This is a genomic window from Pseudocitrobacter corydidari (assembly GCF_021172065.1).
Lineage (GTDB): Bacteria > Pseudomonadota > Gammaproteobacteria > Enterobacterales > Enterobacteriaceae > Pseudocitrobacter > Pseudocitrobacter corydidari.
The window spans coordinates 4,738,790-4,759,439 of sequence record NZ_CP087880.1 but is presented as its reverse complement, the minus strand read 5'-3'; the positions used below and the strand labels follow the sequence as shown (position 1 = coordinate 4,759,439).

At 54.9% G+C, this 20,650-nt stretch carries 19 protein-coding genes and 1 other RNA gene; 7 read left to right on the top strand and 13 right to left on the bottom strand.

What is annotated here, in order from left to right; all coding sequences use genetic code 11:
• The first annotated feature begins 214 nt into the window (after nt 1-214).
• Together ygfZ and G163CM_RS22225 are read left to right on the top strand one after the other, a co-directional pair.
• A complete protein-coding gene (gene ygfZ / locus G163CM_RS22230; RefSeq protein WP_231826315.1) occupies nt 215-1,195 on the top strand; it encodes a tRNA-modifying protein YgfZ in 981 nt (326 codons plus the stop codon).
• A gap of 26 nt (nt 1,196-1,221) precedes the next feature.
• The gene (locus G163CM_RS22225) at nt 1,222-2,493 is read left to right on the top strand and encodes a hypothetical protein (RefSeq protein ID WP_231826314.1); all 1,272 of its coding nucleotides are present in this window, start codon (nt 1,222-1,224) and stop codon (nt 2,491-2,493) included.
• A gap of 188 nt (nt 2,494-2,681) precedes the next feature.
• Here the strand turns inward: G163CM_RS22225 and trhA are convergent, their stop codons facing one another.
• Nucleotides 2,682-3,341 (bottom strand): PAQR family membrane homeostasis protein TrhA, encoded by a 660-nt coding sequence (gene trhA / locus G163CM_RS22220; protein ID WP_015963125.1) that lies wholly within the window; start codon nt 3,339-3,341, stop codon nt 2,682-2,684.
• 142 nt (nt 3,342-3,483) lie between these two features.
• Nucleotides 3,484-3,816, bottom strand: coding sequence for a N(4)-acetylcytidine aminohydrolase (gene yqfB / locus G163CM_RS22215; RefSeq protein ID WP_231826313.1), 333 nt, complete (start codon nt 3,814-3,816; stop codon nt 3,484-3,486).
• Between the two features lie 51 nt (nt 3,817-3,867).
• On the opposite strand from yqfB, the gene G163CM_RS22210 reads away from it, so the two are divergent.
• Nucleotides 3,868-4,596, top strand: coding sequence for a MurR/RpiR family transcriptional regulator (locus G163CM_RS22210; protein WP_231828411.1), 729 nt, complete (start codon nt 3,868-3,870; stop codon nt 4,594-4,596).
• Nucleotides 4,597-4,714: 118 nt separating this feature from the next.
• Nucleotides 4,715-6,148 (top strand): 6-phospho-beta-glucosidase BglA, encoded by a 1,434-nt coding sequence (gene bglA / locus G163CM_RS22205; protein ID WP_231826312.1) that lies wholly within the window; start codon nt 4,715-4,717, stop codon nt 6,146-6,148.
• Between the two features lie 87 nt (nt 6,149-6,235).
• On the opposite strand, the gene G163CM_RS22200 is transcribed toward bglA, so the two are convergent.
• From G163CM_RS22200 to G163CM_RS22165, 8 genes are all read right to left on the bottom strand, one after another.
• Nucleotides 6,236-6,979, bottom strand: a complete 744-nt coding sequence (locus G163CM_RS22200; protein ID WP_015963121.1) for an SDR family oxidoreductase — start codon at nt 6,977-6,979, stop codon at nt 6,236-6,238.
• 56 nt (nt 6,980-7,035) lie between these two features.
• Nucleotides 7,036-9,909, bottom strand: coding sequence for an aminomethyl-transferring glycine dehydrogenase (gcvP, locus tag G163CM_RS22195; RefSeq protein ID WP_231826311.1), 2,874 nt, complete (start codon nt 9,907-9,909; stop codon nt 7,036-7,038).
• Between the two features lie 127 nt (nt 9,910-10,036).
• Nucleotides 10,037-10,426 carry a glycine cleavage system protein GcvH gene (gene gcvH / locus G163CM_RS22190; RefSeq protein WP_108475859.1) on the bottom strand — a complete coding sequence of 130 codons (390 nt, stop codon included), beginning with the start codon at nt 10,424-10,426 and terminating at the stop codon, nt 10,037-10,039.
• 26 nt (nt 10,427-10,452) lie between these two features.
• Entirely contained in the window at nt 10,453-11,547 is a 1,095-nt protein-coding gene (gcvT, locus tag G163CM_RS22185; RefSeq protein WP_231826310.1) for a glycine cleavage system aminomethyltransferase GcvT, read from the bottom strand.
• 408 nt (nt 11,548-11,955) lie between these two features.
• The gene (gene ubiI, locus G163CM_RS22180; protein WP_231826309.1) at nt 11,956-13,158 is read right to left on the bottom strand and encodes an FAD-dependent 2-octaprenylphenol hydroxylase; all 1,203 of its coding nucleotides are present in this window, start codon (nt 13,156-13,158) and stop codon (nt 11,956-11,958) included.
• Between the two features lie 9 nt (nt 13,159-13,167).
• Entirely contained in the window at nt 13,168-14,346 is a 1,179-nt protein-coding gene (gene ubiH / locus G163CM_RS22175) for a 2-octaprenyl-6-methoxyphenyl hydroxylase (RefSeq protein ID WP_231826308.1), read from the bottom strand.
• Nucleotides 14,343-15,659 carry a Xaa-Pro aminopeptidase gene (gene pepP, locus G163CM_RS22170; RefSeq protein ID WP_015963115.1) on the bottom strand — a complete coding sequence of 439 codons (1,317 nt, stop codon included), beginning with the start codon at nt 15,657-15,659 and terminating at the stop codon, nt 14,343-14,345. The genes ubiH and pepP overlap by 4 nt, the downstream gene beginning before the upstream one ends.
• Before the next feature lie 142 nt (nt 15,660-15,801).
• Complete coding sequence (locus G163CM_RS22165; protein WP_144052225.1) at nt 15,802-16,380, bottom strand: YecA/YgfB family protein; 579 nt, start codon at nt 16,378-16,380, stop codon at nt 15,802-15,804.
• 160 nt (nt 16,381-16,540) lie between these two features.
• Here G163CM_RS22165 and zapA point away from each other — a divergent pair, with 160 nt between their 5' ends.
• The 3 genes from zapA to G163CM_RS22150 all read left to right on the top strand — a co-directional run bounded on the left by zapA (nt 16,541) and on the right by G163CM_RS22150 (nt 17,714).
• Nucleotides 16,541-16,870, top strand: coding sequence for a cell division protein ZapA (zapA, locus tag G163CM_RS22160; RefSeq protein WP_015963113.1), 330 nt, complete (start codon nt 16,541-16,543; stop codon nt 16,868-16,870).
• A gap of 41 nt (nt 16,871-16,911) precedes the next feature.
• Nucleotides 16,912-17,095: non-coding RNA, 6S RNA (ssrS, locus tag G163CM_RS22155), on the top strand.
• Between the two features lie 22 nt (nt 17,096-17,117).
• Nucleotides 17,118-17,714 carry a 5-formyltetrahydrofolate cyclo-ligase gene (locus G163CM_RS22150; RefSeq protein WP_231826307.1) on the top strand — a complete coding sequence of 199 codons (597 nt, stop codon included), beginning with the start codon at nt 17,118-17,120 and terminating at the stop codon, nt 17,712-17,714.
• 100 nt (nt 17,715-17,814) lie between these two features.
• On the opposite strand, the gene G163CM_RS23590 is transcribed toward G163CM_RS22150, so the two are convergent.
• From G163CM_RS23590 to rpiA, 3 genes are all read right to left on the bottom strand, one after another.
• A complete protein-coding gene (locus G163CM_RS23590) occupies nt 17,815-17,874 on the bottom strand; it encodes a type I toxin-antitoxin system Ibs family toxin (protein WP_420851453.1) in 60 nt (19 codons plus the stop codon).
• Between the two features lie 571 nt (nt 17,875-18,445).
• Complete coding sequence (gene serA / locus G163CM_RS22145; protein WP_015963111.1) at nt 18,446-19,678, bottom strand: phosphoglycerate dehydrogenase; 1,233 nt, start codon at nt 19,676-19,678, stop codon at nt 18,446-18,448.
• A 262-nt stretch (nt 19,679-19,940) separates the two neighbouring features.
• A complete protein-coding gene (gene rpiA / locus G163CM_RS22140; protein ID WP_231826306.1) occupies nt 19,941-20,600 on the bottom strand; it encodes a ribose-5-phosphate isomerase RpiA in 660 nt (219 codons plus the stop codon).
• Nucleotides 20,601-20,650: the final 50 nt, after the last annotated feature.

The window sequence follows — 20,650 nt, the reverse complement described above, 5'->3', positions numbered from 1 at the left end:
AACGTGTTTTTTGCACTTACTTTACAGCAATCTCGTTAATCGCGGGCAACATTCAGAAAACCCACGTAAACAAAATGGATTTTCAGGTTGCCTGCGTACCTTATCGCAAACCGCGCATCAGGGCACGAATCGGCTGTTGAAAGCACTTGCATTGATGACCATCTCTTTTACCATGAGTTATCTACCCGTGCGTTAAGCAATTCAGGACATCACTATGGCTTTTACACCTTTTCCTCCTCGTCAGCCTTCCGCTTCTGCGCGTTTACCGCTGACGCTTATGACACTTGATGACTGGGCGCTGGCGACCCTTACCGGTGCCGACAGTGAAAAGTATCTGCAAGGCCAGGTTACCGCCGATGTCGCGGAACTGGGCGCCAATCAGCATCTGTTAGCGGCCCATTGCGATGCTAAAGGCAAGATGTGGAGCAACCTGCGCCTGTTTCGCCGTAACGAAGGTTTCGCCTGGATCGAACGCCGTAGCCTGCGCGACGCACAACTGACGCAGCTGAAAAAGTACGCGGTGTTCTCCAAAGTGGTTATCGAGCCGAACGATGCGCTGGTGCTGCTTGGTGTAGCGGGCTTCCAGGCGCGTGCGGCGCTGGCGAATCTGTTTGCTGAACTGCCGGATGCCGACAAACCACTGGTGCAGGAAGGCGAAACCTCACTGTTGTGGTTTGCCCACCCGGACGAGCGTTTCCTGCTGGTCACCGACGAAGCCACCGCTACGCGAGTGACCGATGCCCTGCGCGGCGAAGCGCAGCTCAACAACAGTCAGCAGTGGCTGGCGCTGAACATTGAAGCGGGCCTGCCGGTTATCGATGAAGCCAACAGCGGGCAGTTTATTCCGCAGGCCACCAACATTCAGGCGCTGGGCGGTATCAGCTTTAAGAAAGGCTGTTACACCGGGCAGGAGATGGTGGCGCGCGCCAAATTCCGTGGCGCCAACAAACGTGCGTTGTGGTCCCTGGCGGGAACGGCCAGCCGCGTACCGGAAGCCGGGGAAGACCTGGAACTGAAGATGGGCGAGAACTGGCGTCGTACCGGTACCGTTTTAGCCGCAGTACAGCTCGACGATGGCCGACTGCTAGTGCAGGCGGTGATGAATAACGATATGGAACCGGACAGCATCTTCCGCGTGCGCGACGATGCCAATACATTGAGCATTGAGCCGCTGCCGTATTCGCTGGAAGAGTAGCGTTAACAACCAAAGGAAAATTGATCATGGACGATAATGGTGACGTTAGCGCATGCGAACATTTACTCGCAAATCCCGAAAGCGATTATTATTGGTACTTTACCGGAAAGGGCCCTGAGTCTTTTCTTCTCTGTGAGGCGTGCCGTAAAGACGTCACCCACAAAGGCGTAAAATTAAATGTCAGGCGTATCGGGCTGGATGAGCTTAAGTTAATCAATCAGGAAGGGTATCTTGACGGTGTTTCTGGTGAAGTCACTGTTCAGGAATGCCCTGTATCTCATTTACCTCCTGTTCGCTTTATAGAACTTCCCGGAACGCCCGTGTTAACCATGACTGCACTGCCGGACAGGCGCTGGTTGCTCTACAGTGCCTCTCACGAGCTGGCTGTTTTCGACCCGAACACCGGGGTTCGAAAAACGTTGATGTCAGTCTCGCTACCTGAAGAAACGGACGAGGCATGGTGCAATCGGCATCTTACGCCCCGCCTGCATTGCGATCCTTCCGGGCGTTTCGCGGCATTAGTTCATGATTATGGGCGCCACGGCGTAGTGGTCGATCTGCTGGAAAAGCGCATCACTATGACGCTGGATGGTGGAGACTATCACCCGAAAACCGTGCCCTTCTCGCTAAGTTTTATTATTCATAATAAACGCCCCGTGATAATTCACCGCACAGCATGGAACCGTCTGGATGCCTCCGATCCTGAAACGGGTCGTTTGCTGACTGCGCGGGGCCCGACAGACGACCAGAGCGGTGAAGAACAATCATCGCATGATCTCGATTATTTTCACGGCGGCCTTTATCTCTCACCATCAGGTACCAGGGTGCTTGATGATGGCTGGGTATGGAGTCCCGTTGGCGTGCTTGCGCATTTCGAACCAGAGAATTGGCTTTCTGGTAACGTCTGGGAAACTGAAGATAAAGTCAGGACGCAAAATTTTCCCCTCCAGCGGGAAGACTGGGATATTGGCATTAGCTGGATAAATGATGAGCAATTCGTCATTCAGGTGCTTCTTTCCAACAAAGCATCCGCAAAAAACCAGGTTGCCTTTCTTTGTCATATTTCCTCTGACGAGATTACGCCCATTGCGGGAGCTGGTGGACGATTTTTTTCCGATGGCGTGCATCTGTTTTCAGCCAATGCGGAAGGACTGTCTGTCTGGAATATAGAACAAGGATCACGGGCAAGTTTAATTGCCGGATTTTCACCGACATTCACTCACCCCTGGCGCCGCGAACTGGCGCAGATAAGTAACGAAGGGATTTTATGCTGGCATTGGCCAGATACGTCGCATTAACAAATCTATCAGGGGGTTATCGTTTATTCTGTGCCAATATAAATACGCCCTATTTACACAGTGTCAGTTTAGGGCCAGGAGCAAACATTCTCGGCACGATTGCAGGTTATGATGAGCCAAATATGTGGATTTTGCTTGAGAACTGCCAGAACGATTACCCCCCAGCCTGACACGGCTGGGGGAAATTATCACGCCTGCCCAACATAAAGATAAATTGCCAGGAAGTGGCACACGCTGCCGCCCAGTACAAAGCCGTGCCAGATAGCATGGTTGTAAGGAATGCGTTTGCAGACGTAGAAAATCACGCCCAGCGAATACACTACCCCGCCGACCGCCAGTAGCGTTACTCCGCCAATCGCCAGCTTAATCGCCAGTTGATATACCACGATCAACGACAGCCAGCCCATCGTCAGATAGGTGACCAGCGATAGCACCTTGAAGCGGTGCGCGATGGTGAGCTTAAACAGAATACCCAGCAGCGCCAGGCTCCAGATAACAATCATCAACCCACGCGCCAGCGGTGAATCCAGGCCCACCAGCAAAAATGGCGTATAGGTCCCCGCAATCAGCAAATAGATAGCGCAGTGGTCAAATTTCTTCAGCCAGATTTTGGCTCGCTGATGTGGAATGGCGTGATACAGCGTCGAGGCAAGGAACAGCAAAATCATGCTGCCGCCATAAAGGCTATAGCTGGTGATTGCCATTGCGCTGGCGTTGGTGTCCACCGCCTGAACCAGCAGCAGAACCAGCCCCACAATACCAAATACAAAACCCACTCCATGGCTGATGCTGTTGGCAACTTCCTCTGCCAACGAATAACCCTGTTTAATGAGCGGCTTCTGGTCCATTACGTACTCCGGGTGAACAACACAATCTGTTAAACGCTCCTAGCGTAACTGAGAATGATTCCAGTGAACACCTGTTAGCTAAAATAAAAAGGTGTAATTTTGTAAATCAATAAAAATCATAAGGTTATAAACATCATTCACCTCACACTTGTTCATCATTTTTATGAAGATATTTGAACTCAATCACGTGATACGCCGTTTGGCCTGGGTAAATGTCGGTGATCACCCGACGCAGTTCGGCGAGCGTCATGTTCTCCTGCTGCGCGTGCCACTCCGTTAACGTATCAAGCGTAATGCGCGAGGTGGACAGCACTTCGATGGTGCAGAAGTAGCCATCGTCTTCATATCGCCCGACGCGTAAAATATCTCCGGCCTTAAAATGGGACTCCGCATCGTCACGCAGGGTAATGGTTTTCCGCCCTGCCAGAATATCGTCCTGAAAACGGCGAAAAAAAGTGATGTCGTTGGGCTGCATGGTACTATTCCTTTAAGGTCTATGAATTTTACGAGTATCGCCACCGTGAGCATGTTTACCCACACCGCCGTTGCCAGCCTCAATAATCTTGAGATGATGGTCTATCACTACGTTATCAAAAACCGCGACAAAGTGATGTACATGACCATTCGCGAACTGGCCGATGCGGCAGGGGTCTCCACCACCACGGTGATGCGTTTCTGTCGCAAGCTCAACTGCGATGGCTACTCCGAATTTCGGGTGCGTTTTAAATTGTATCTGGCGCAGAACGAGCCGCAACAAGCTAATTTCGGTGCCAGCGAAATTATCAGTTTTTTTAAAAGCGTCAACAATGACGAATTTGATACATTACTCGATGACGCCGTCGATATTATATTATCTTCGGAACGTATTATTTTCGTCGGCGCGGGCACTTCGGGCTCGCTGGCGAAATATGGCGCGCGCTTTTTCTCGAATATCGGTAAATTCAGTAATCACATTGATGATCCCTATTTCCCGGTAACCAACGACATGGCCAAAAACGCGCTGGCAATTGTGCTTTCAGTTTCCGGTGAAACGGAAGAGATCCTGCGCTTTGCCAGCCAGTTCAGTCTGCATCGCTGCAAGGTGATGTCAATAACCAGCCACGAACATTCCCGTCTGGCGAAGCTCGCTGACTTTAATCTCTCCTGGCATTTTCCGCAAACGCGTATTGCGGGGGTCTATGATATTACGACGCAGATCCCGGTCGTTTATATTCTGGAATCTCTGGGCCGTAAACTGGCGAAGAAATTAGCATAAAATACAGGGTGTTTTTTCGATGTAACATATAACATGGCACGATATTTGTTATATCGTGACTTTTCGATACCCTTTGTTAGACTCACCTTAATTGCATTAACGAGTGAGTATAGCAACAATGAAAAAACTGACCTTACCGAAAGATTTTTTATGGGGCGGCGCGGTCGCGGCGCATCAGGTTGAAGGCGGCTGGAATAAAGGCGGCAAAGGCCCGAGCATCTGCGACGTGCTGACCGGCGGCGCACACGGCGTACCACGCGAAATCACTCAGGAAGTGGTGCCGGGGAAATACTACCCAAACCACGAAGCCATCGACTTTCACGGCCATTACAAAGAAGACATCAAACTGTTTGCGGAGATGGGCTTCAAATGTTTCCGTACCTCTATCGCCTGGACGCGAATCTTCCCGAAAGGCGACGAAACGCAGCCGAATGAAGAAGGCTTAAAATTCTACGACGACATGTTCGATGAGCTGCTGAAATACAACATCGAACCGGTTATCACCCTCTCCCACTTCGAGATGCCGCTGCATCTGGTGCAGGAATACGGCGGCTGGACCAACCGCAAAGTGGTTGATTTCTTTGTGCGTTTCTCTGAGGTTGTCTTCGAGCGCTACAAGCATAAGGTCAAATACTGGATGACCTTCAACGAAATCAACAACCAGCGTAACTGGCGCGCGCCGCTGTTCGGTTACTGCTGTTCCGGCGTGGTCTACACCGAGCATGAAAACCCGGAAGAGACCATGTATCAGGTGCTGCATCACCAGTTCGTCGCCAGCGCGCTGGCGGTGAAAGCGGCGCGTCGCATCAACCCGGAAATGAAAGTCGGCTGCATGCTGGCGATGGTGGCGCTCTATCCGTTCTCTTGCAAACCAGAAGACGTGATGTTTGCCCAGGAGTCGATGCGTGAACGTTATGTCTTTACCGACGTTCAACTGCGCGGCTACTACCCGTCCTACGTTCTGAACGAGTGGGAACGCCGAGGCTTTACCATCAAAATGGAAGACGGCGACGACGCCATTCTGCGCGAAGGCACCTGCGACTATCTCGGTTTCAGCTACTACATGACCAACGCGGTTAAAGCCGAAGGCGGCAGCGGCGATGCTATTTCCGGCTTCGAAGGCAGCGTGCCAAACCCGCACGTGAAGGCGTCCGACTGGGGCTGGCAGATTGACCCGGTGGGTCTGCGTTACTCCCTGTGCGAGCTGTATGAACGTTACCAGAAACCGCTGTTTATTGTCGAAAACGGCTTCGGCGCGTACGACAAAGTGGAAGAAGACGGCAGCATCAACGATGACTATCGCATCGACTACCTGCGCGCGCACGTTGAAGAGATGATGAAAGCGGTGACCTACGATGGCGTAGATTTAATGGGCTACACGCCATGGGGCTGCATCGACTGTGTGTCGTTCACCACCGGCCAGTACAGCAAGCGCTACGGTTTTATTTACGTCAACAAGCACGACGACGGCACTGGCGATATGTCGCGCTCACGCAAGAAGAGTTTTGCGTGGTACAAAGCGGTGATTGCCAGCAACGGCGAGACGCTTTAATTTTTCCGGATAGCGACGTAAACGCCTTATCCGGCCTACAGACTCGTGTGTAGGTCGGGTAAGGCGCAGCCGCCACCCGACAACAAACTACTTCCCGCCCGCCAGTTCGAGGAAACTCCCCGTCACATACGACGCTTTATCGCTTAACAGCCAGACAATCGCCTGCGCGACCTCTTCCGGCTGGCCACCTCGCTGCATCGGCAACACCGATTTCACCCGGTCAACCCGCCCCGGCTCGCCGCCATCGGCGTGCATTTCGGTGTAGATAAACCCTGGCCTTACACCGTTTACCCGAATCCCCTGCGCCGCGACTTCCAGTGCCAGCCCGGTGGTTAAGGTATCCACCGCCCCTTTCGACGCCGCATAATCCACATACTCGCCCGGCGCGCCCAACCGCGCCGCCGCAGAAGAGACGTTCACGATTGCCCCGCCCACGCCGCCATGCTGATGCGCCATCCGTTTAACCGCTTCACGACAACAGAGGAAAAACCCTGTCACGTTGGTCGCCAGCACGCGGTTGATGCGGTCTGCCGTCAGCGCTTCCACGCGGCTTTGCTGAAACAGAATGCCCGCGTTGTTCACCAGCGCCACCAGCGGCTGATTGTGCTTGTCTATAGCCTCAAACATCGCCACTACCTGCGATTCATCGCTGATGTCAGCACGCAGGGCGAAGGCCTCGCCACCGGCTTCGGTTATCTCGCGCACCACGTCGGCTGCCGCCTGCACGTTATGCCGATAGTTGACGGCAACGCTGTACCCTTCCTGCGCCAGTTGCAGCGCAGTAGCCCTGCCAATTCCGCGGCTCGCGCCGGTTACCAGTGCAATTCCCATCACTCTCTCCCATAAAAAAGGGCGCCGAAGCGCCCTTAAAAGCATAGCCGAATAACTTACTGGTATTCGCTCATCGGCACGCAGGAGCAGAACAGATTGCGGTCACCATAGACGTCATCCAGACGTTTCACGGTCGGCCAGTATTTGTTCTCCACGCCTGCCGGGAAGACCGCCACTTCGCGGCTGTAACCGTGATTCCACTCAGAGACCAGCTCGTTCTGGGTGTGCGGAGCGTTCACCAGCGGGTTATCTTCCAGCGTCCACTCGCCCGCTTTAACACGGTCAATTTCCGCACGGATAGCCAGCATCGCATCGATAAAGCGGTCCAGCTCCACTTTGCTTTCCGATTCCGTCGGCTCAACCATCAGCGTACCCGCAACCGGGAAGGACATGGTCGGCGCGTGGAAACCGTAGTCGATCAGACGCTTAGCAATATCCAGTTCGCTGATGCCGGTTTCTTCTTTCAGCGGACGAATATCGAGAATACATTCGTGCGCCACGTGACCTTCACGGCCGGTATACAGCACCGGGAACGCATCTTTCAGGCGGCTGGCAATGTAGTTGGCATTCAGAATCGCCACCTGGCTTGCCTGCTTCAGCCCTTCTGCGCCCATCATGCGGATGTACATCCAACTGATTGGTAGAATAGAGGCGCTACCGAACGGAGCGGCAGAAACCGCGCCCTGGCGAGTCAGCATGCCTTCAATCTGCACCACGCTGTGGCCCGGAACAAACGGCGCCAGATGCGCTTTCACGCCAATCGGCCCCATACCCGGGCCGCCGCCGCCGTGCGGAATGCAGAAGGTTTTATGCAGGTTAAGGTGCGAGACATCTGCGCCGATAAAGCCCGGCGAGGTGATACCGACCTGTGCGTTCATGTTCGCGCCATCAAGGTAAACCTGGCCGCCAAACTGATGCACGATTTCGCACACTTCACGGATCGTCTCTTCATACACGCCGTGCGTGGACGGGTAGGTCACCATGATGCAGGAGAGGCTTTCGCCGTGCTGCTCGGCTTTCGCGCGCAGATCCGCCAGGTCGATGTTGCCCTGTTTATCACAGGCCACCACGACAACCTGCATACCCGCCATCTGTGCGGAAGCCGGGTTAGTACCGTGCGCGGATGCCGGGATCAGACACACATCGCGATGGCCTTCATTGCGGCTTTCGTGATAGTGGCGGATCGCCAGCAGGCCCGCGTATTCACCCTGCGCGCCGGAGTTCGGCTGCATGCAAACCGCGTCGTAACCGGTCAGTTTCACCAGCCAGTCCGAAAGCTGACCGATCATCTGATGATACCCTTCCGCCTGCTCTGCCGGGCAGAACGGGTGCAGTTCAGCAAATTCAGGCCAGGTGATCGGGATCATCTCGGCGGCCGCGTTCAGTTTCATGGTGCAGGAGCCCAGCGGGATCATCGCCTGGTTCAGCGCCAGATCTTTACGCTCCAGCGAGTGCATATAGCGCATCATCTCGGTTTCGCTGTGGTAGCGGTTAAACACCGGATGAGTCAGGATCGCGTCATCGCGCAGCATCGCCGCCGGGATCGAACGGCTATCGAGCGCCACGTCTTTATCCAGCGTGTCGATATTCAGGCCGTGGTTGTCACCGAAGATCACGCTGAACAGCTTCAGTACATCGTCACGGGTGGTGGTTTCATCAAGCGTGATGCCCACCGCGTTGTGGATATCGCTGCGCAGATTGATTTCTGCCGCTTCGGCACGCGCCAGCACGCTGGCTTTATCTGCCACCTCTACACACAGGGTATCGAAGAAGTGCGTAAAGCGCAGTTTCTGCCCTTTCTGCTGCAGGCCAGCAGCCAGAATATCGGTCAGGCGGTGAATACGATTGGCGATACGTTTCAGGCCAACCGGTCCATGGAAGACGGCATACAGGCTGGCAATGTTCGCCAGCAGAACCTGAGAAGTACAAATGTTAGAGTTCGCTTTCTCGCGGCGGATATGCTGCTCGCGGGTCTGCATCGCCATGCGCAGCGCGGTATTACCTGCCGCATCTTTCGATACGCCGATAATACGGCCCGGCATGGAGCGTTTAAATTCGTCTTTCGCGGCAAAGAACGCCGCGTGTGGGCCACCGTAGCCCATCGGCACGCCGAAGCGTTGAGCAGAGCCGAAAACAATGTCTGCGCCCTGCTTACCCGGTGCGGTTAACAGCACCAGCGCCATAAAATCAGCGGCAACGCTTACAACGACTTTGCGGGATTTCAGTTCAGCCATCAGCGAGGTGTAATCGTGAACTTCGCCAGTGGTGCCCACTTGCTGCAACAGCACACCGAAGACGTCCTGGTGATCCAGCGCTTTGCTGGCATCATCAACAATCACGTCAAAACCAAAGGTTTCTGCACGGGTGCGCACCACATCCAGCGTCTGCGGATGCACATCGGCAGCCACGAAGAACCGGTTGGCGTTTTTCAGTTTGCTGACGCGTTTTGCCATCGCCATCGCTTCGGCGGCGGCAGTGGCTTCGTCCAGCAGAGAAGCGGAGGCGATATCCAGACCGGTCAGATCCAGCGTCACCTGCTGGAAGTTCAGCAACGACTCAAGGCGGCCCTGCGAGACTTCCGGTTGATAAGGGGTGTATGCGGTATACCAGCCCGGGTTTTCCAGCATATTGCGCTGGATTACCGGCGGCAGCTGGACGCCGGTATAGCCCATGCCAATGTAAGACTTAAAGCGCTTGTTACGTCCGGCAATCGCTTTCAGCTCCGCCAGTGCGGCGAATTCTGTCGTCGCGTCGCCCACCTGCGGCGGGGTGGCAAGCTGGATATCTTTCGGCACGATTTGGGAAATCAGTGCAGTTAATGAATCCGCGCCAACCGTTTTCAGCATCTCCTGCTGTTGCTGAGCGTCCGGCCCGATGTGACGTTCGATAAAAGCATCACGGTTTTCAAGCTGGCTTAAAGTCTGTGTCATGAGCGATGGTTCCTGAAACGTGCGGTGAATCGTAATTGTCTTGCTGATATTGCCCGGCGGCGCTAACGCTTACCGGGCCTGGCTTTGACCTGTAGGCCGGATAAGCGCAGCGCCATCCGGCACAACATTATTCGTCTTCCAGTAATGCGGCATACGCCGTCGCATCCAGCAGCGCGGCAACTTCCGCTTCATCACTGGCTTTGATTTTGAAGATCCAGCCGCCCGCGTACGGCTCGCTGTTGACCAGCTCCGGCGAGTCGCTCAGTTCATCATTAACCGCGACGATTTCACCGCTGATTGGCGCGTAGATGTCGGACGCCGCTTTAACGGATTCCGCTACCGCGCAGTCATCGCCCGCGGCAACGGTCGCGCCGACGTCAGGCAGGTCAACAAACACCATATCGCCCAGTAATTCCTGCGCGTGTTCGGTGATGCCCACGGTGTAAGAGCCATCAGCTTCTTTACGCAGCCATTCGTGTTCTTTGCTGTATTTCAGTTCTGCGGGTACGTTGCTCATCAAAAAATCTCCAGAAAAGGGGGGAATTACGCGACGGCTTTGCCGTTACGCACAAAAACAGGTTTGGTGACTTTTACCGGCATTTCACGGTTACGAATCTGCACGATGGCCGTCTCGCCAATGCCTTCTGGCACGCGTGCCAGCGCGATACTGTGACCGAGCGTCGGGGAGAATGTCCCGCTGGTGATCACGCCTTCCAGCGCGTTGCCGTGAGCGTCGGTGAAACGCACCGGCAGTTCGCCACGCAGCACGCCTTTTTCGGTCATCACCAGGCCAACCAGTTGCTCGGTGCCTTTTTCACGCTGCATCTCCAGCGCTTCACGACCGATAAAGTCGCGGTCGGCAGGCTCCCAGGCAATGGTCCAGCCCATGTTGGCCGCCAGCGGAGAGATACCTTCATCCATCTCCTGGCCGTATAAATTCATCCCGGCTTCCAGACGCAGCGTATCGCGCGCGCCCAGACCACACGGTTTTACACCCGCTTCAACCAACGCGCGCCAAAAATCGGCGGCTTTTTCGCGCGGCATCGCAATTTCGTATCCTGCTTCACCGGTATAGCCAGTGGTGGCCACAAACAAATCGCCCGTCTGTACGCCAAAGAACGGCTTCATGCCTTCAACGGCTTGACGCTGTTCATCGCTAAACAGGGTTTCGGCTTTTGCTTTGGCATTTGGCCCCTGCACCGCAATCAGCGACAGGTCATCACGAACGGTGATTTCAATGGCGAAAGGTTCAGCGTGTTGGGTGATCCAGGAGAGGTCTTTTTCGCGGGTGGCGGAGTTTACAACGAGGCGGAAATAATCTTCGGTGAGGTAGTAGACGATAAGGTCGTCAATCACGCCGCCCGAGGCATTTAGCATGCCGCTATAAAGCGCTTTGCCGGGTTTCGTCAGTTTGGCAACGTCGTTTGCCAGCAGATAGCGCAGAAACTCGCGGGTGCGGCTGCCGTGCAGGTCGACGATGGTCATGTGCGACACATCAAACATCCCGGCATCAGTGCGCACCGCGTGGTGCTCGTCAATTTGCGAGCCGTAATGCAGCGGCATCATCCAGCCGTGGAAATCCACCATGCGTGCGCCGCACTGAACGTGTTGATCATACAAAGGCGTTTGTTGTGCCATCTTGTCCTCGTTGAGTAAGCAAAGCCAACCACTTTCCATTTCAAAAACCCGGCGTCGACACCGCGAACAGGCCCCGACGCAAACGTTCTCTTTTGCCTGAACTTACCACCGAAATCGGCGGTAAACCATAAGCAAAGACGGGTCATCAGATTAGCTTATGGTCAAAATCAGCCCAAAAGCTTACAGAGTTATTCGCTATAAAAATGCGAATAACACCACATATAATTAACATTCATGCGCGAGCATTTAGCATAAAACCATATTTAGTGCGGAAAACGAGGCGTGTTTTTCGTTATCTCAAAAACGCTGAATTAGAAAAACTAATGCGAAAAAAGGCGTGAAATTAGAATATTTCAAACGAGAGGAACGTTCTCCCGGCAGAGCGCCGGGAGAAGAAGTGTGACGCAGTTAACGAAGCCACTCCGGGAGGTCATTCAGACCCATGGCCTGACGAATCAGTTGCGGTTTAATACCGGGCAGGGTATCCGCCAGTTTCAGGCCGATATCGCGCAGCAGTTTTTTCGCCGGGTTCTCCCCGGCGAAAAGCTCGCGGAACCCCTGCATACCGGCCAGCATCATCGCGGCGCTGTGTTTACGGCTGCGCTCATAGCGGCGCAGATAGAAATGCTGTCCGATATCTTTACCCTGCGCGTGCAGACGACGCACTTCATCAATCAGTTCCGCCGCATCCATAAAGCCCAGGTTAACGCCCTGCCCCGCCAGCGGATGAATGGTATGCGCTGCATCGCCAACTAACGCCAGACGGTGCGCGGCGAACTGACGCGCGTAACGCCCGGTCAGCGGATAAACCTGACGCTCGCTCTCAAGCGTACACAAACCGAGACGATTGTCGAAAGCGATGTTGAGCGCTTTGGTAAAAGTAGGCTCATCGGCCTGCTGCATCCGTTCAGCTTCCTGCGGCGACAGCGACCAGACAATTGAGCAAAGATGTGGGTCAGAAAGCGGCAGAAAAGCCAGAATGCCTTCGCCATGGAAGGCCTGACGGGCGATGGCATCATGCGGTTCCTCGGTGCGAATGGTCGCCACCAGCGCGTGATGTTTATAATCCCAGAAGGTTAACGGGATATCCGCTTTATTACGCAGCCAGGAGTTTGCGCCATCGGCCCCCACCACCAGACGCGCCGTTAGCATTGCGCCATCTTTCAGCGTCAGAAACGCGTCGTTCTCGCCCCAGGCAACCTGCTGAAGCTCAGCGGGAGCGATTAACGTAATATCCTGACAACGCTGTGCTTTTTCCCACAACGCATTGTGGATCACCGCGTTCTCAACGATATGGCCGAGATGACCGTAACCCAGGCTTTTATCATCAAAGGCGATGCGCCCGAAGCTGTCTTTATCCCACACTTCCATGCCGTGATAGCGGCTGGCGCGATGGGCAAGAATCGCGGACCATACATCCAGCTTTGTGAGTAATTTTTCGCTGCCGGCATTGATTGCCGACACGCGCAACGCCGGGGGCGCATCCGCAGCCAGCGGCTGGGGCAACGCTTGTTCCAGCACCGCGACGCGCAGCCCGCTGCCCTGTAAACCACAGGCAACCGCCAGGCCCACCATTCCACCGCCAACGATAGCGACATCTACACTCTGCACATTGACTCCTTAACGGGCTACCCAGCCCAGCGTACGCTGCGCCAGCACATCGCGTGCCGGGGTAAATAATTCCATCGCCATTAAACCGACATTGCGCCCGACAACCAGCGGGGCCCAACGGTTGGCAAACAGATGCACTAAACCATCGGTCACGCCGATAGTGGCGGCTTTATCGTCCGCGCGCTGACGTTGATAACGACACAGCAGCCCATAGCTGCCGATGTCCTGACCCGCGTTATGCGCCTGCGCCAGCAGTTCCGCCAGCGACATGACATCGCGCAGGCCAAGGTTGAAGCCCTGCCCGGCAATCGGATGCAGCGTCTGTGCGGCATTGCCAACAAGCGCCAGACGGTGTGATACCGCCCGCATCGCCGTGGTGAGAGACAACGGGTACGCACTACGTGCGCCAGCCTGCGTGATGCGCCCCAGGCGCCAGCCAAACGCCTGCTGAAGCTCATTGCAAAAACGTTCGTCCGACCAGCCCATCACCTCATCACGATTCTCCAGCGCATGGCACCACACCAGCGAGCAGCGCCCTTGTGACATCGGCAGCATCGCCAGCGGGCCATTCGCGGTGAAGCGTTCAAATGCGCGCCCCTGATGTGGCTCGGCAGTGGTGACGTTGGCGATAACGGCAAGCTGTTGATACGGTTCTTGTTGCCAGCTAATGCCGCACTGTTCACCCAGCGCCGAGCGGGAGCCGTCGGCTGCCACCAGCATCTGCCCGTTGATTGTCTCGCCGCTTTCCAGCGTGACGCTCACGGCATCCTGAGTGCGATTGACGCGGGAAACGCGCGCCGGGCAATGCAGCGTCACGCCAGGCGCTTTACGCAGCAGCGCGAAAAGGCGTTGCCCGACATCATGCAGTTCGACCACGTTGCCCAGTGCTGGCAGGCGATAATCTTCTGCTTCCAGCGTGACAAACCCGGCATGGCCGCGATCGCTGACGTGAACGGTATGAATTGCCGTCGCACAGTTCGATATCGCCTGCCAGATACCGACTTTCGCCAGTTGCTGACAGGTGCCCGCCGCCAGCGCAATCGCCCTGGCATCAAAACCCGGATGTTGCAAAGAATCGACTTCCGCCGCTTCAATCAGATGCACGGGCAAGCGCCCGCCGGTCATCTGCGACACCGCCAGCGCAAGCGTCGCGCCGGTCATCCCACCACCGACAATAATCAGGCTCATGAGCGACGCGCCGCCGCCATCAGCGCTTCAATATCGTCCGCGCGTTTAACCACCGAGGCGGTCAGGTTTTCATTACCGTCTGCGGTTATCAGAATGTCATCTTCGATACGAATACCAATGCCGCGATACTCCGCCGGAACGTCCGCATCTGGCGCGATATACAGGCCAGGCTCCACGGTTAACACCATGCCCGGTTCCAGTACGCGCGAGCGGTCCACGCCATAAACGCCGACGTCATGCACATCCAGCCCCAGCCAGTGGCTCAGGCCGTGCATGAAATACGGGCGATGGGCGTTTTCCGCGATAAGTTCATCGACCTCACCGTGCAGAATACCCAGATCGCGCAGTCCGGTAATCATGATGCGCACCACTTCGCCGGTCACTTCCTGTATAGAGGTGCCTGGACGATAGAGTTTGAGCGAGGTTTCCAGCGATTCCAGCACAATGTCATAAATGGCGCGCTGCGCCGGGGTAAACTTGCCGTTCACCGGGAAGGTACGGGTGATATCACCGGCGTAGCCTTTGTATTCGCAACCGGCGTCAATCAGCACCAGTTCGCCATCGCGCAGTTCAGATTCGTTTTCGGTGTAGTGCAGAATGCAGCCGTTTTCGCCGCCGCCAACAATCGTGTTGTAAGACGGGTAGCGCGCACCGTGGCGGGTAAACTCATGCAGAATTTCCCCTTCGAGCTGATACTCGAACATCCCCGGCTGGCATTTTTCCATCGCACGCGTGTGGGCAAGCGCGGTAATTTCGCCGGCCCGACGCATCACGGCAATCTCTTCTTCCGATTTGAACAGGCGCATTTCGTGCACCAGCGGGCGCCAGTCAATCACCGTGGACGGAGCCACCAGATTCTGACGCGAACCTTTACGCAGTTTGTCCATGGCGGTGAAGACGATTTCATCAGCCCAGGCGTATTCACCCTGCGCGTGATAAATCGTATCCAGCCCGTTGAGCAACTGGAACAACTGCTGGTTGATTTCGCTGAAGGCCAGCGCGCGGTCAACGCCCAGTTTTTCCGGAGCCGCATCCTGACCCAGGCGGCGACCAAACCAGATCTCCGCCGTCAGGTCGCGCACGCGGTTAAACAGCACGCTGTGATTGTGAGTGTCATCGCTTTTAATCAGCACCAGCAAGGCTTCCGGCTCGTTAAAGCCCGTGAAGTACCAGAAATCGCTGCTCTGGCGATAGGGATACTCGGAATCCGCGCTGCGGGTCACTTCCGGCGCGGCAAAAATCAGCGCCGCGCTGCCTGGCTGCATTTGCGCCAGCAGTGCCTGACGGCGACGGAGAAACTCTTGCTGTGTCATGACATCTCCTTAATACGTAAAATGCGGACGGTTTGTCGGATGGCGGCTACGTCTTATCCGACCTACGTTCGACGACATCACCTTGTAGGCCCGATAAGCGCAGCGCCATCGGGCAAACCCGGCAGAACGCAACCCTGAATAATTAGTGTAACGTTGGCTTTTGCACTTCCGGCGCAGTCGGCTGCGGGCGCGTGAAGGTATCGTGGCACAGCAGCGCCGCAACGCGCACGTACTCGATAATTTCTTCCAGCGACATCTCCAGCTCTTCCTGATCTTCGTCTTCGTCGTAGCCCAGTTGTGCAATATTACGCAGATCGTCAATCGCTTCCCCGGTTTCGCCTTTCACTTTATCCAGCTTCGGCTGCGAGACGCCCAGCCCCAGCAGGTAGTGATTCACCCAGCCAGAGAGCGCATCGGCGCGTTCAAACACGCTGACATCGTCGCCGTCAGGCAGATAAAGCTGAAAAAGAAAGCCGTCGTCTTCCAGCGAATCACTGGTTACCGCATGCATGGTACGCAGCGCTTCAGCCAGCTCGTGGCCGAAGGCCAGTCCTTCGTTGGTGAGGTCGTGAAGCAGCGGCTGCCAGGAGCTGTCGCTGTTCCCGCCACAGAGCATCCCGCTGATGAGGCCATGCATTTCCGCAGGCGTCAGGCCTACCCCTTGTTGGTTCAGTAACTGGTTCACGTCGGTGTAACCAGGCATTTCGTTCTGTATAGACATGCGCATTCATCATCGTTGGGAGGAATATTCATGGTATGCTACCACTTTGGACCCTGGTGATACCAGAAAAGGGCTTGTATGTTCATACCAGGGTAGCTATAGTGTCGCCCCTTCGCATCCTGGGTGTGAAGGCCGCGCAGTCAATCAGCAGGAAGGTGGCATGTCTGCAGAACCCGTCGATATTCACATTTTTGGCCGTTCGCTTCGCGTGAATTGCCCGCCTGAACAAAGGGATGCTTTGAATCAGGCTGCGGACGATCTGAATCAGCGGTTGCAAGATCTGAAAGAACGCACTAGAGTCACAAATACTGAGCAGCTGGTTTTCATCGCCGCGTTGAACATCAGCTATGAATTAACTCAGGAAAAGTCCAAGACGCGCGACTACGCTTCCAGTATGGAGCAGCGCATTCGGATGCTTCAGCAGACCATTGAACAGGCATTGCTTGACCAGGGTCGCACCTCCGAAAAGTCAGGGCAAAACTTTGAATAACACTTTGCAGTTTACTGTGGTAGAGTGACTGTGAAGACAAAATTTCTCTGAGATGTTCGCAAGCGGGCCAGTCCCCTGAGCCGATATTTCATACCACAAGAATGTGGCGCTCCATGGTTGGTGAGCATGCTCGGCCCGTCCGAGAAGCCTTAAAACTGTGACGACACATTCACCTTGAACCAAGGGTTCAAGGGTTACAGCCTGCGGCGGCATCTCGGAGATTCCCCTTCTTTTACTACCAATCCCTATGACACAACTTCCTGAACTCGCCCTCACCCGACAAGACATCCGCAAGATGATTCGGCAACGGCGTCGCGAGCTAACAGAACAGCAGCAAATCGATTTTGGCGAGCAGGCCGCAACCCGCATGATGGCGTATCCGCCCATGGTCATGGCGCATACGGTCGCGCTGTTTTTGTCCTTTGATGGCGAGCTCGACACTCAACCGCTAATAGAACAACTCTGGCGAGCGGGCAAACGCGTTTATCTGCCGGTGCTTCATCCCTTCAGCCCAGGAAACCTGCTGTTTCTGCATTACCATCCGCACAGCGAACTGGTGGTAAACCGTCTTAAAATTCACGAACCTAAACTGGATGTGCGTAATGTTCTTCCCCTGAGCAAACTGGATGTGCTGATTACGCCGCTGGTGGCTTTCGATGAGCAAGGGCAACGGCTGGGGATGGGCGGCGGGTTTTACGATCGCACCCTACAAAACTGGCAGCAGCATGGCATCAGCCCGGTAGGCTACGCGCACGATTGTCAGCGGGTGGAACGCTTGCCGGTTGAAGAGTGGGATATCCCGCTGCCGGCAGTGGTGACGCCGTCAAAAACCTGGGTGTGGTAGGGCGAAGTTTCCCACTCCGCCCCGATTGACTTTGCTGATTCTTTGACCTAATTTAGTGAGTAAGGGTAAGGGAGGATTGCTCCTCCCTCTGGGACTCTGTTTAGAAAGCTGCCGGGCTTATTATCAACAGAATAACCAGGATGATGACTAACTTCATCATAACCCTTCTCCTTTGAGCCCCTGCTTCGGTAGGGGCTTTCCCGTTTTAGCATCATGCTGCCCCTATCCTAATCTTTCTTACGCACACAAAAACGCCGTCGCACGGCTTTAGTTGCCTTTTACGACTCGCTTCGCAAAGTGATTTACATACGTTTCAGAAAGCTTATAACGTGATGTGACGACGTCTTACGGCACAGATTTCCACCGATTGACACCGCCGTTTTTTTGACCTACATTCCACGGTAAAGGGTGAGGGAGGCGAACCTCCCTCCTGCGTCTTTGTTAATATGCCGGGAAAGCGATTATTAACAGAATCAGCAGCATGATGACGTAGCTCATCATCGTCCCTTTCCTTATCAGAGCCCCTGCTTCGGTAGGGGCTTTCCCGTTTTAGCATCATGCTGCCCCTATCCTAATCTTTCTTACGCGCGCAAAAACGCCGTCGCACGGGTTTAGTTGCCTTTTACGACTCGCTTCGCAAAGGGTGTTACATACGCTTCAGAATGGAAAACAGCAGCGGATGAGCGGGAAAGAACGAGCAGGCCAGCGGCCCGCCCGTTAGAGAAGAGTAATCAGAACAGCATGCGTGCGCGAACCGTGCCCGGAATCGCTTTCATGCTTTGCAGCGCTTTCTGCGCCACGTCTTCTTCCGCTTCGATATCGATAACCACATAGCCCATCTGCGGCGTGGTTTGCAGGTACTGTGCGGCAATGTTGACGCCCTGCTCAGCGAAGATCTGGTTGATGGCGGTCAGTACGCCTGGACGGTTTTCGTGGATGTGCAGCAGGCGACGGCCGCCGTGAATCGGCAGCGAGACTTCCGGGAAGTTCACCGCAGAAAGGGTTGAGCCGTTATCGGAGTATTTCGCCAGTTTACCCGCCACTTCCAGGCCGATATTTTCCTGCGCTTCCTGAGTGGAACCACCGATGTGCGGCGTCAGGATCACGTTATCAAATTCGCACAGCGGCGAGGTGAACGGGTCGCTGTTGGTCGCCGGTTCGGTTGGGAAGACGTCGATCGCAGCCCCCGCCAGGTGTTTACGCGCCAGCGCATCGCACAGCGCCGGGATGTCCACAACGGTGCCGCGAGAGGCGTTAATCAGCAGTGAACCCGGCTTCATCAGCGCCAGTTCTTCCACGCCCATCATGTTTTTGGTGGAGGCGTTTTCCGGCACGTGCAGACTCACCACGTCGCTCATATTCAACAGATCGGAAAGATGCTGTACCTGCGTCGCGTTGCCCAACGGCAGTTTGTTTTCGATGTCGTAGAAGAAGACGTGCATCCCCAGCGATTCCGCCAGAATGCCCAGCTGTGTGCCGATATGACCGTAGCCGATAATGCCCAGCTTTTTACCGCGCGCTTCAAAAGAGCCCACGGCCAGTTTGTTCCACACGCCGCGGTGTGCTTTGGCGTTCGCTTCCGGCACGCCGCGCAGCAGCAGCAGCAGTTCGCCAATCACCAACTCGGCCACGGAACGGGTGTTCGAGAACGGTGCGTTAAAGACCGGTACGCCGCGTTTCGCCGCCGCTTTCAGGTCAACCTGGTTGGTACCGATGCAGAAGCATCCTACCGCCACCAGTTTTTCCGCCGCCGCAAAGATTTCTTCGGTCAGATGCGTACGGGAGCGCAGGCCAATGAAATGGGCATCACGGATCGACTCTTTCAGTTGCTCGCTGTCCAGCGCGCCTTTGTGAAACTCAATGTTGGTGTAACCTGCTGCACGAAGGCTGTCCAGTGCCTTCTGATGTACGCCTTCAACCAGCAGAAACTTAATCTTCTCTTTTTCCAGTGATACCTTAGCCATTTCCCCGCCCTGTCTCTGTTTTACTGATGTTGTGATGAACGAAAGTTCACCTAAGCAACATATCAAAAAAAACTATCGCGGCAATCTAAACGTTTGCGTGTGCGTCATGCGGAAATTTCACGCAGGGCAGAATGTCAGCATAAAATGCTACACATAAGAAATTAGATGGGATGTTAATGAAGTGGTTTTATAAAATGTGACACAAGTCACCAAAATCAGGTAGGTAAAAAATTTTGGGGGAATTTAGCTTCCCCCAGTCAGATCATTTCACGATGGTTTTCACACCATCAGCCGTACCAATGAGTGCCACATCAGCACCACGGTTGGCGAATAATCCAACGGTCACGACGCCGGGAATAGCGTTGATGGCGTTCTCCAGTGCGACAGCATCAAGAATTTCCAGACCATGAACGTCCAGAATCACGTTGCCGTTGTCGGTTACGACGCCCTGACGGTATTCCGGACGACCGCCCAGCTTCACCAGTTGGCGTGCCACGCAGCTGCGCGCCATCGGGATAACTTCAACCGGCAGCGGGAAATTGCCAAGAATATCAACCTGTTTAGAGGCATCGGCGATGCAGATAAATTTGTCAGCCACCGAGGCAATAATCTTCTCGCGCGTCAACGCCGCACCGCCGCCTTTGATCATCTGCATGTGGCCGTTGATTTCATCTGCACCGTCAACGTAGATACCCAGACGGTCAACTTCGTTAAGGTCAAAAACGGTGATCCCCAGGCTTTTCAGTTTCTCGGTAGAAGCATCCGAGCTGGATACCGCGCCTTCAATCTGCCCTTTCATGGTACCCAGCGCATCGATAAAGTGCGCGGCGGTAGAGCCCGTGCCCACACCGACGATGGTGCCCGGTTGTACATATTGAAGCGCCGCCCAGCCTACTGCTTTTTTCAGTTCATCCTGCGTCATGATTATTGCCCGTGCTGTAATGATATTTGCCGCATTATAGAACATATGCG

Bases quoted from the DNA above. Each gene is read 5' to 3' on its own strand.
- ygfZ (WP_231826315.1), top strand. From the start codon at position 215: ATGGCTTTTACACCTTTTCCTCCTCGTCAGCCTTCCGCTTCTGCGCGT.
- G163CM_RS22225 (WP_231826314.1), top strand. From the start codon at position 1,222: ATGGACGATAATGGTGACGTTAGCGCATGCGAACATTTACTCGCAAAT.
- trhA (WP_015963125.1), bottom strand. From the start codon at position 3,341: ATGGACCAGAAGCCGCTCATTAAACAGGGTTATTCGTTGGCAGAGGAA.
- yqfB (WP_231826313.1), bottom strand. From the start codon at position 3,816: ATGCAGCCCAACGACATCACTTTTTTTCGCCGTTTTCAGGACGATATT.
- G163CM_RS22210 (WP_231828411.1), top strand. From the start codon at position 3,868: ATGTTTACCCACACCGCCGTTGCCAGCCTCAATAATCTTGAGATGATG.
- bglA (WP_231826312.1), top strand. From the start codon at position 4,715: ATGAAAAAACTGACCTTACCGAAAGATTTTTTATGGGGCGGCGCGGTC.
- G163CM_RS22200 (WP_015963121.1), bottom strand. From the start codon at position 6,979: ATGGGAATTGCACTGGTAACCGGCGCGAGCCGCGGAATTGGCAGGGCT.
- gcvP (WP_231826311.1), bottom strand. From the start codon at position 9,909: ATGACACAGACTTTAAGCCAGCTTGAAAACCGTGATGCTTTTATCGAA.
- gcvH (WP_108475859.1), bottom strand. From the start codon at position 10,426: ATGAGCAACGTACCCGCAGAACTGAAATACAGCAAAGAACACGAATGG.
- gcvT (WP_231826310.1), bottom strand. From the start codon at position 11,547: ATGGCACAACAAACGCCTTTGTATGATCAACACGTTCAGTGCGGCGCA.
- ubiH (WP_231826308.1), bottom strand. From the start codon at position 14,346: ATGAGCCTGATTATTGTCGGTGGTGGGATGACCGGCGCGACGCTTGCG.
- pepP (WP_015963115.1), bottom strand. From the start codon at position 15,659: ATGACACAGCAAGAGTTTCTCCGTCGCCGTCAGGCACTGCTGGCGCAA.
- G163CM_RS22165 (WP_144052225.1), bottom strand. From the start codon at position 16,380: ATGTCTATACAGAACGAAATGCCTGGTTACACCGACGTGAACCAGTTA.
- zapA (WP_015963113.1), top strand. From the start codon at position 16,541: ATGTCTGCAGAACCCGTCGATATTCACATTTTTGGCCGTTCGCTTCGC.
- G163CM_RS22150 (WP_231826307.1), top strand. From the start codon at position 17,118: ATGACACAACTTCCTGAACTCGCCCTCACCCGACAAGACATCCGCAAG.
- serA (WP_015963111.1), bottom strand. From the start codon at position 19,678: ATGGCTAAGGTATCACTGGAAAAAGAGAAGATTAAGTTTCTGCTGGTT.
- rpiA (WP_231826306.1), bottom strand. From the start codon at position 20,600: ATGACGCAGGATGAACTGAAAAAAGCAGTAGGCTGGGCGGCGCTTCAA.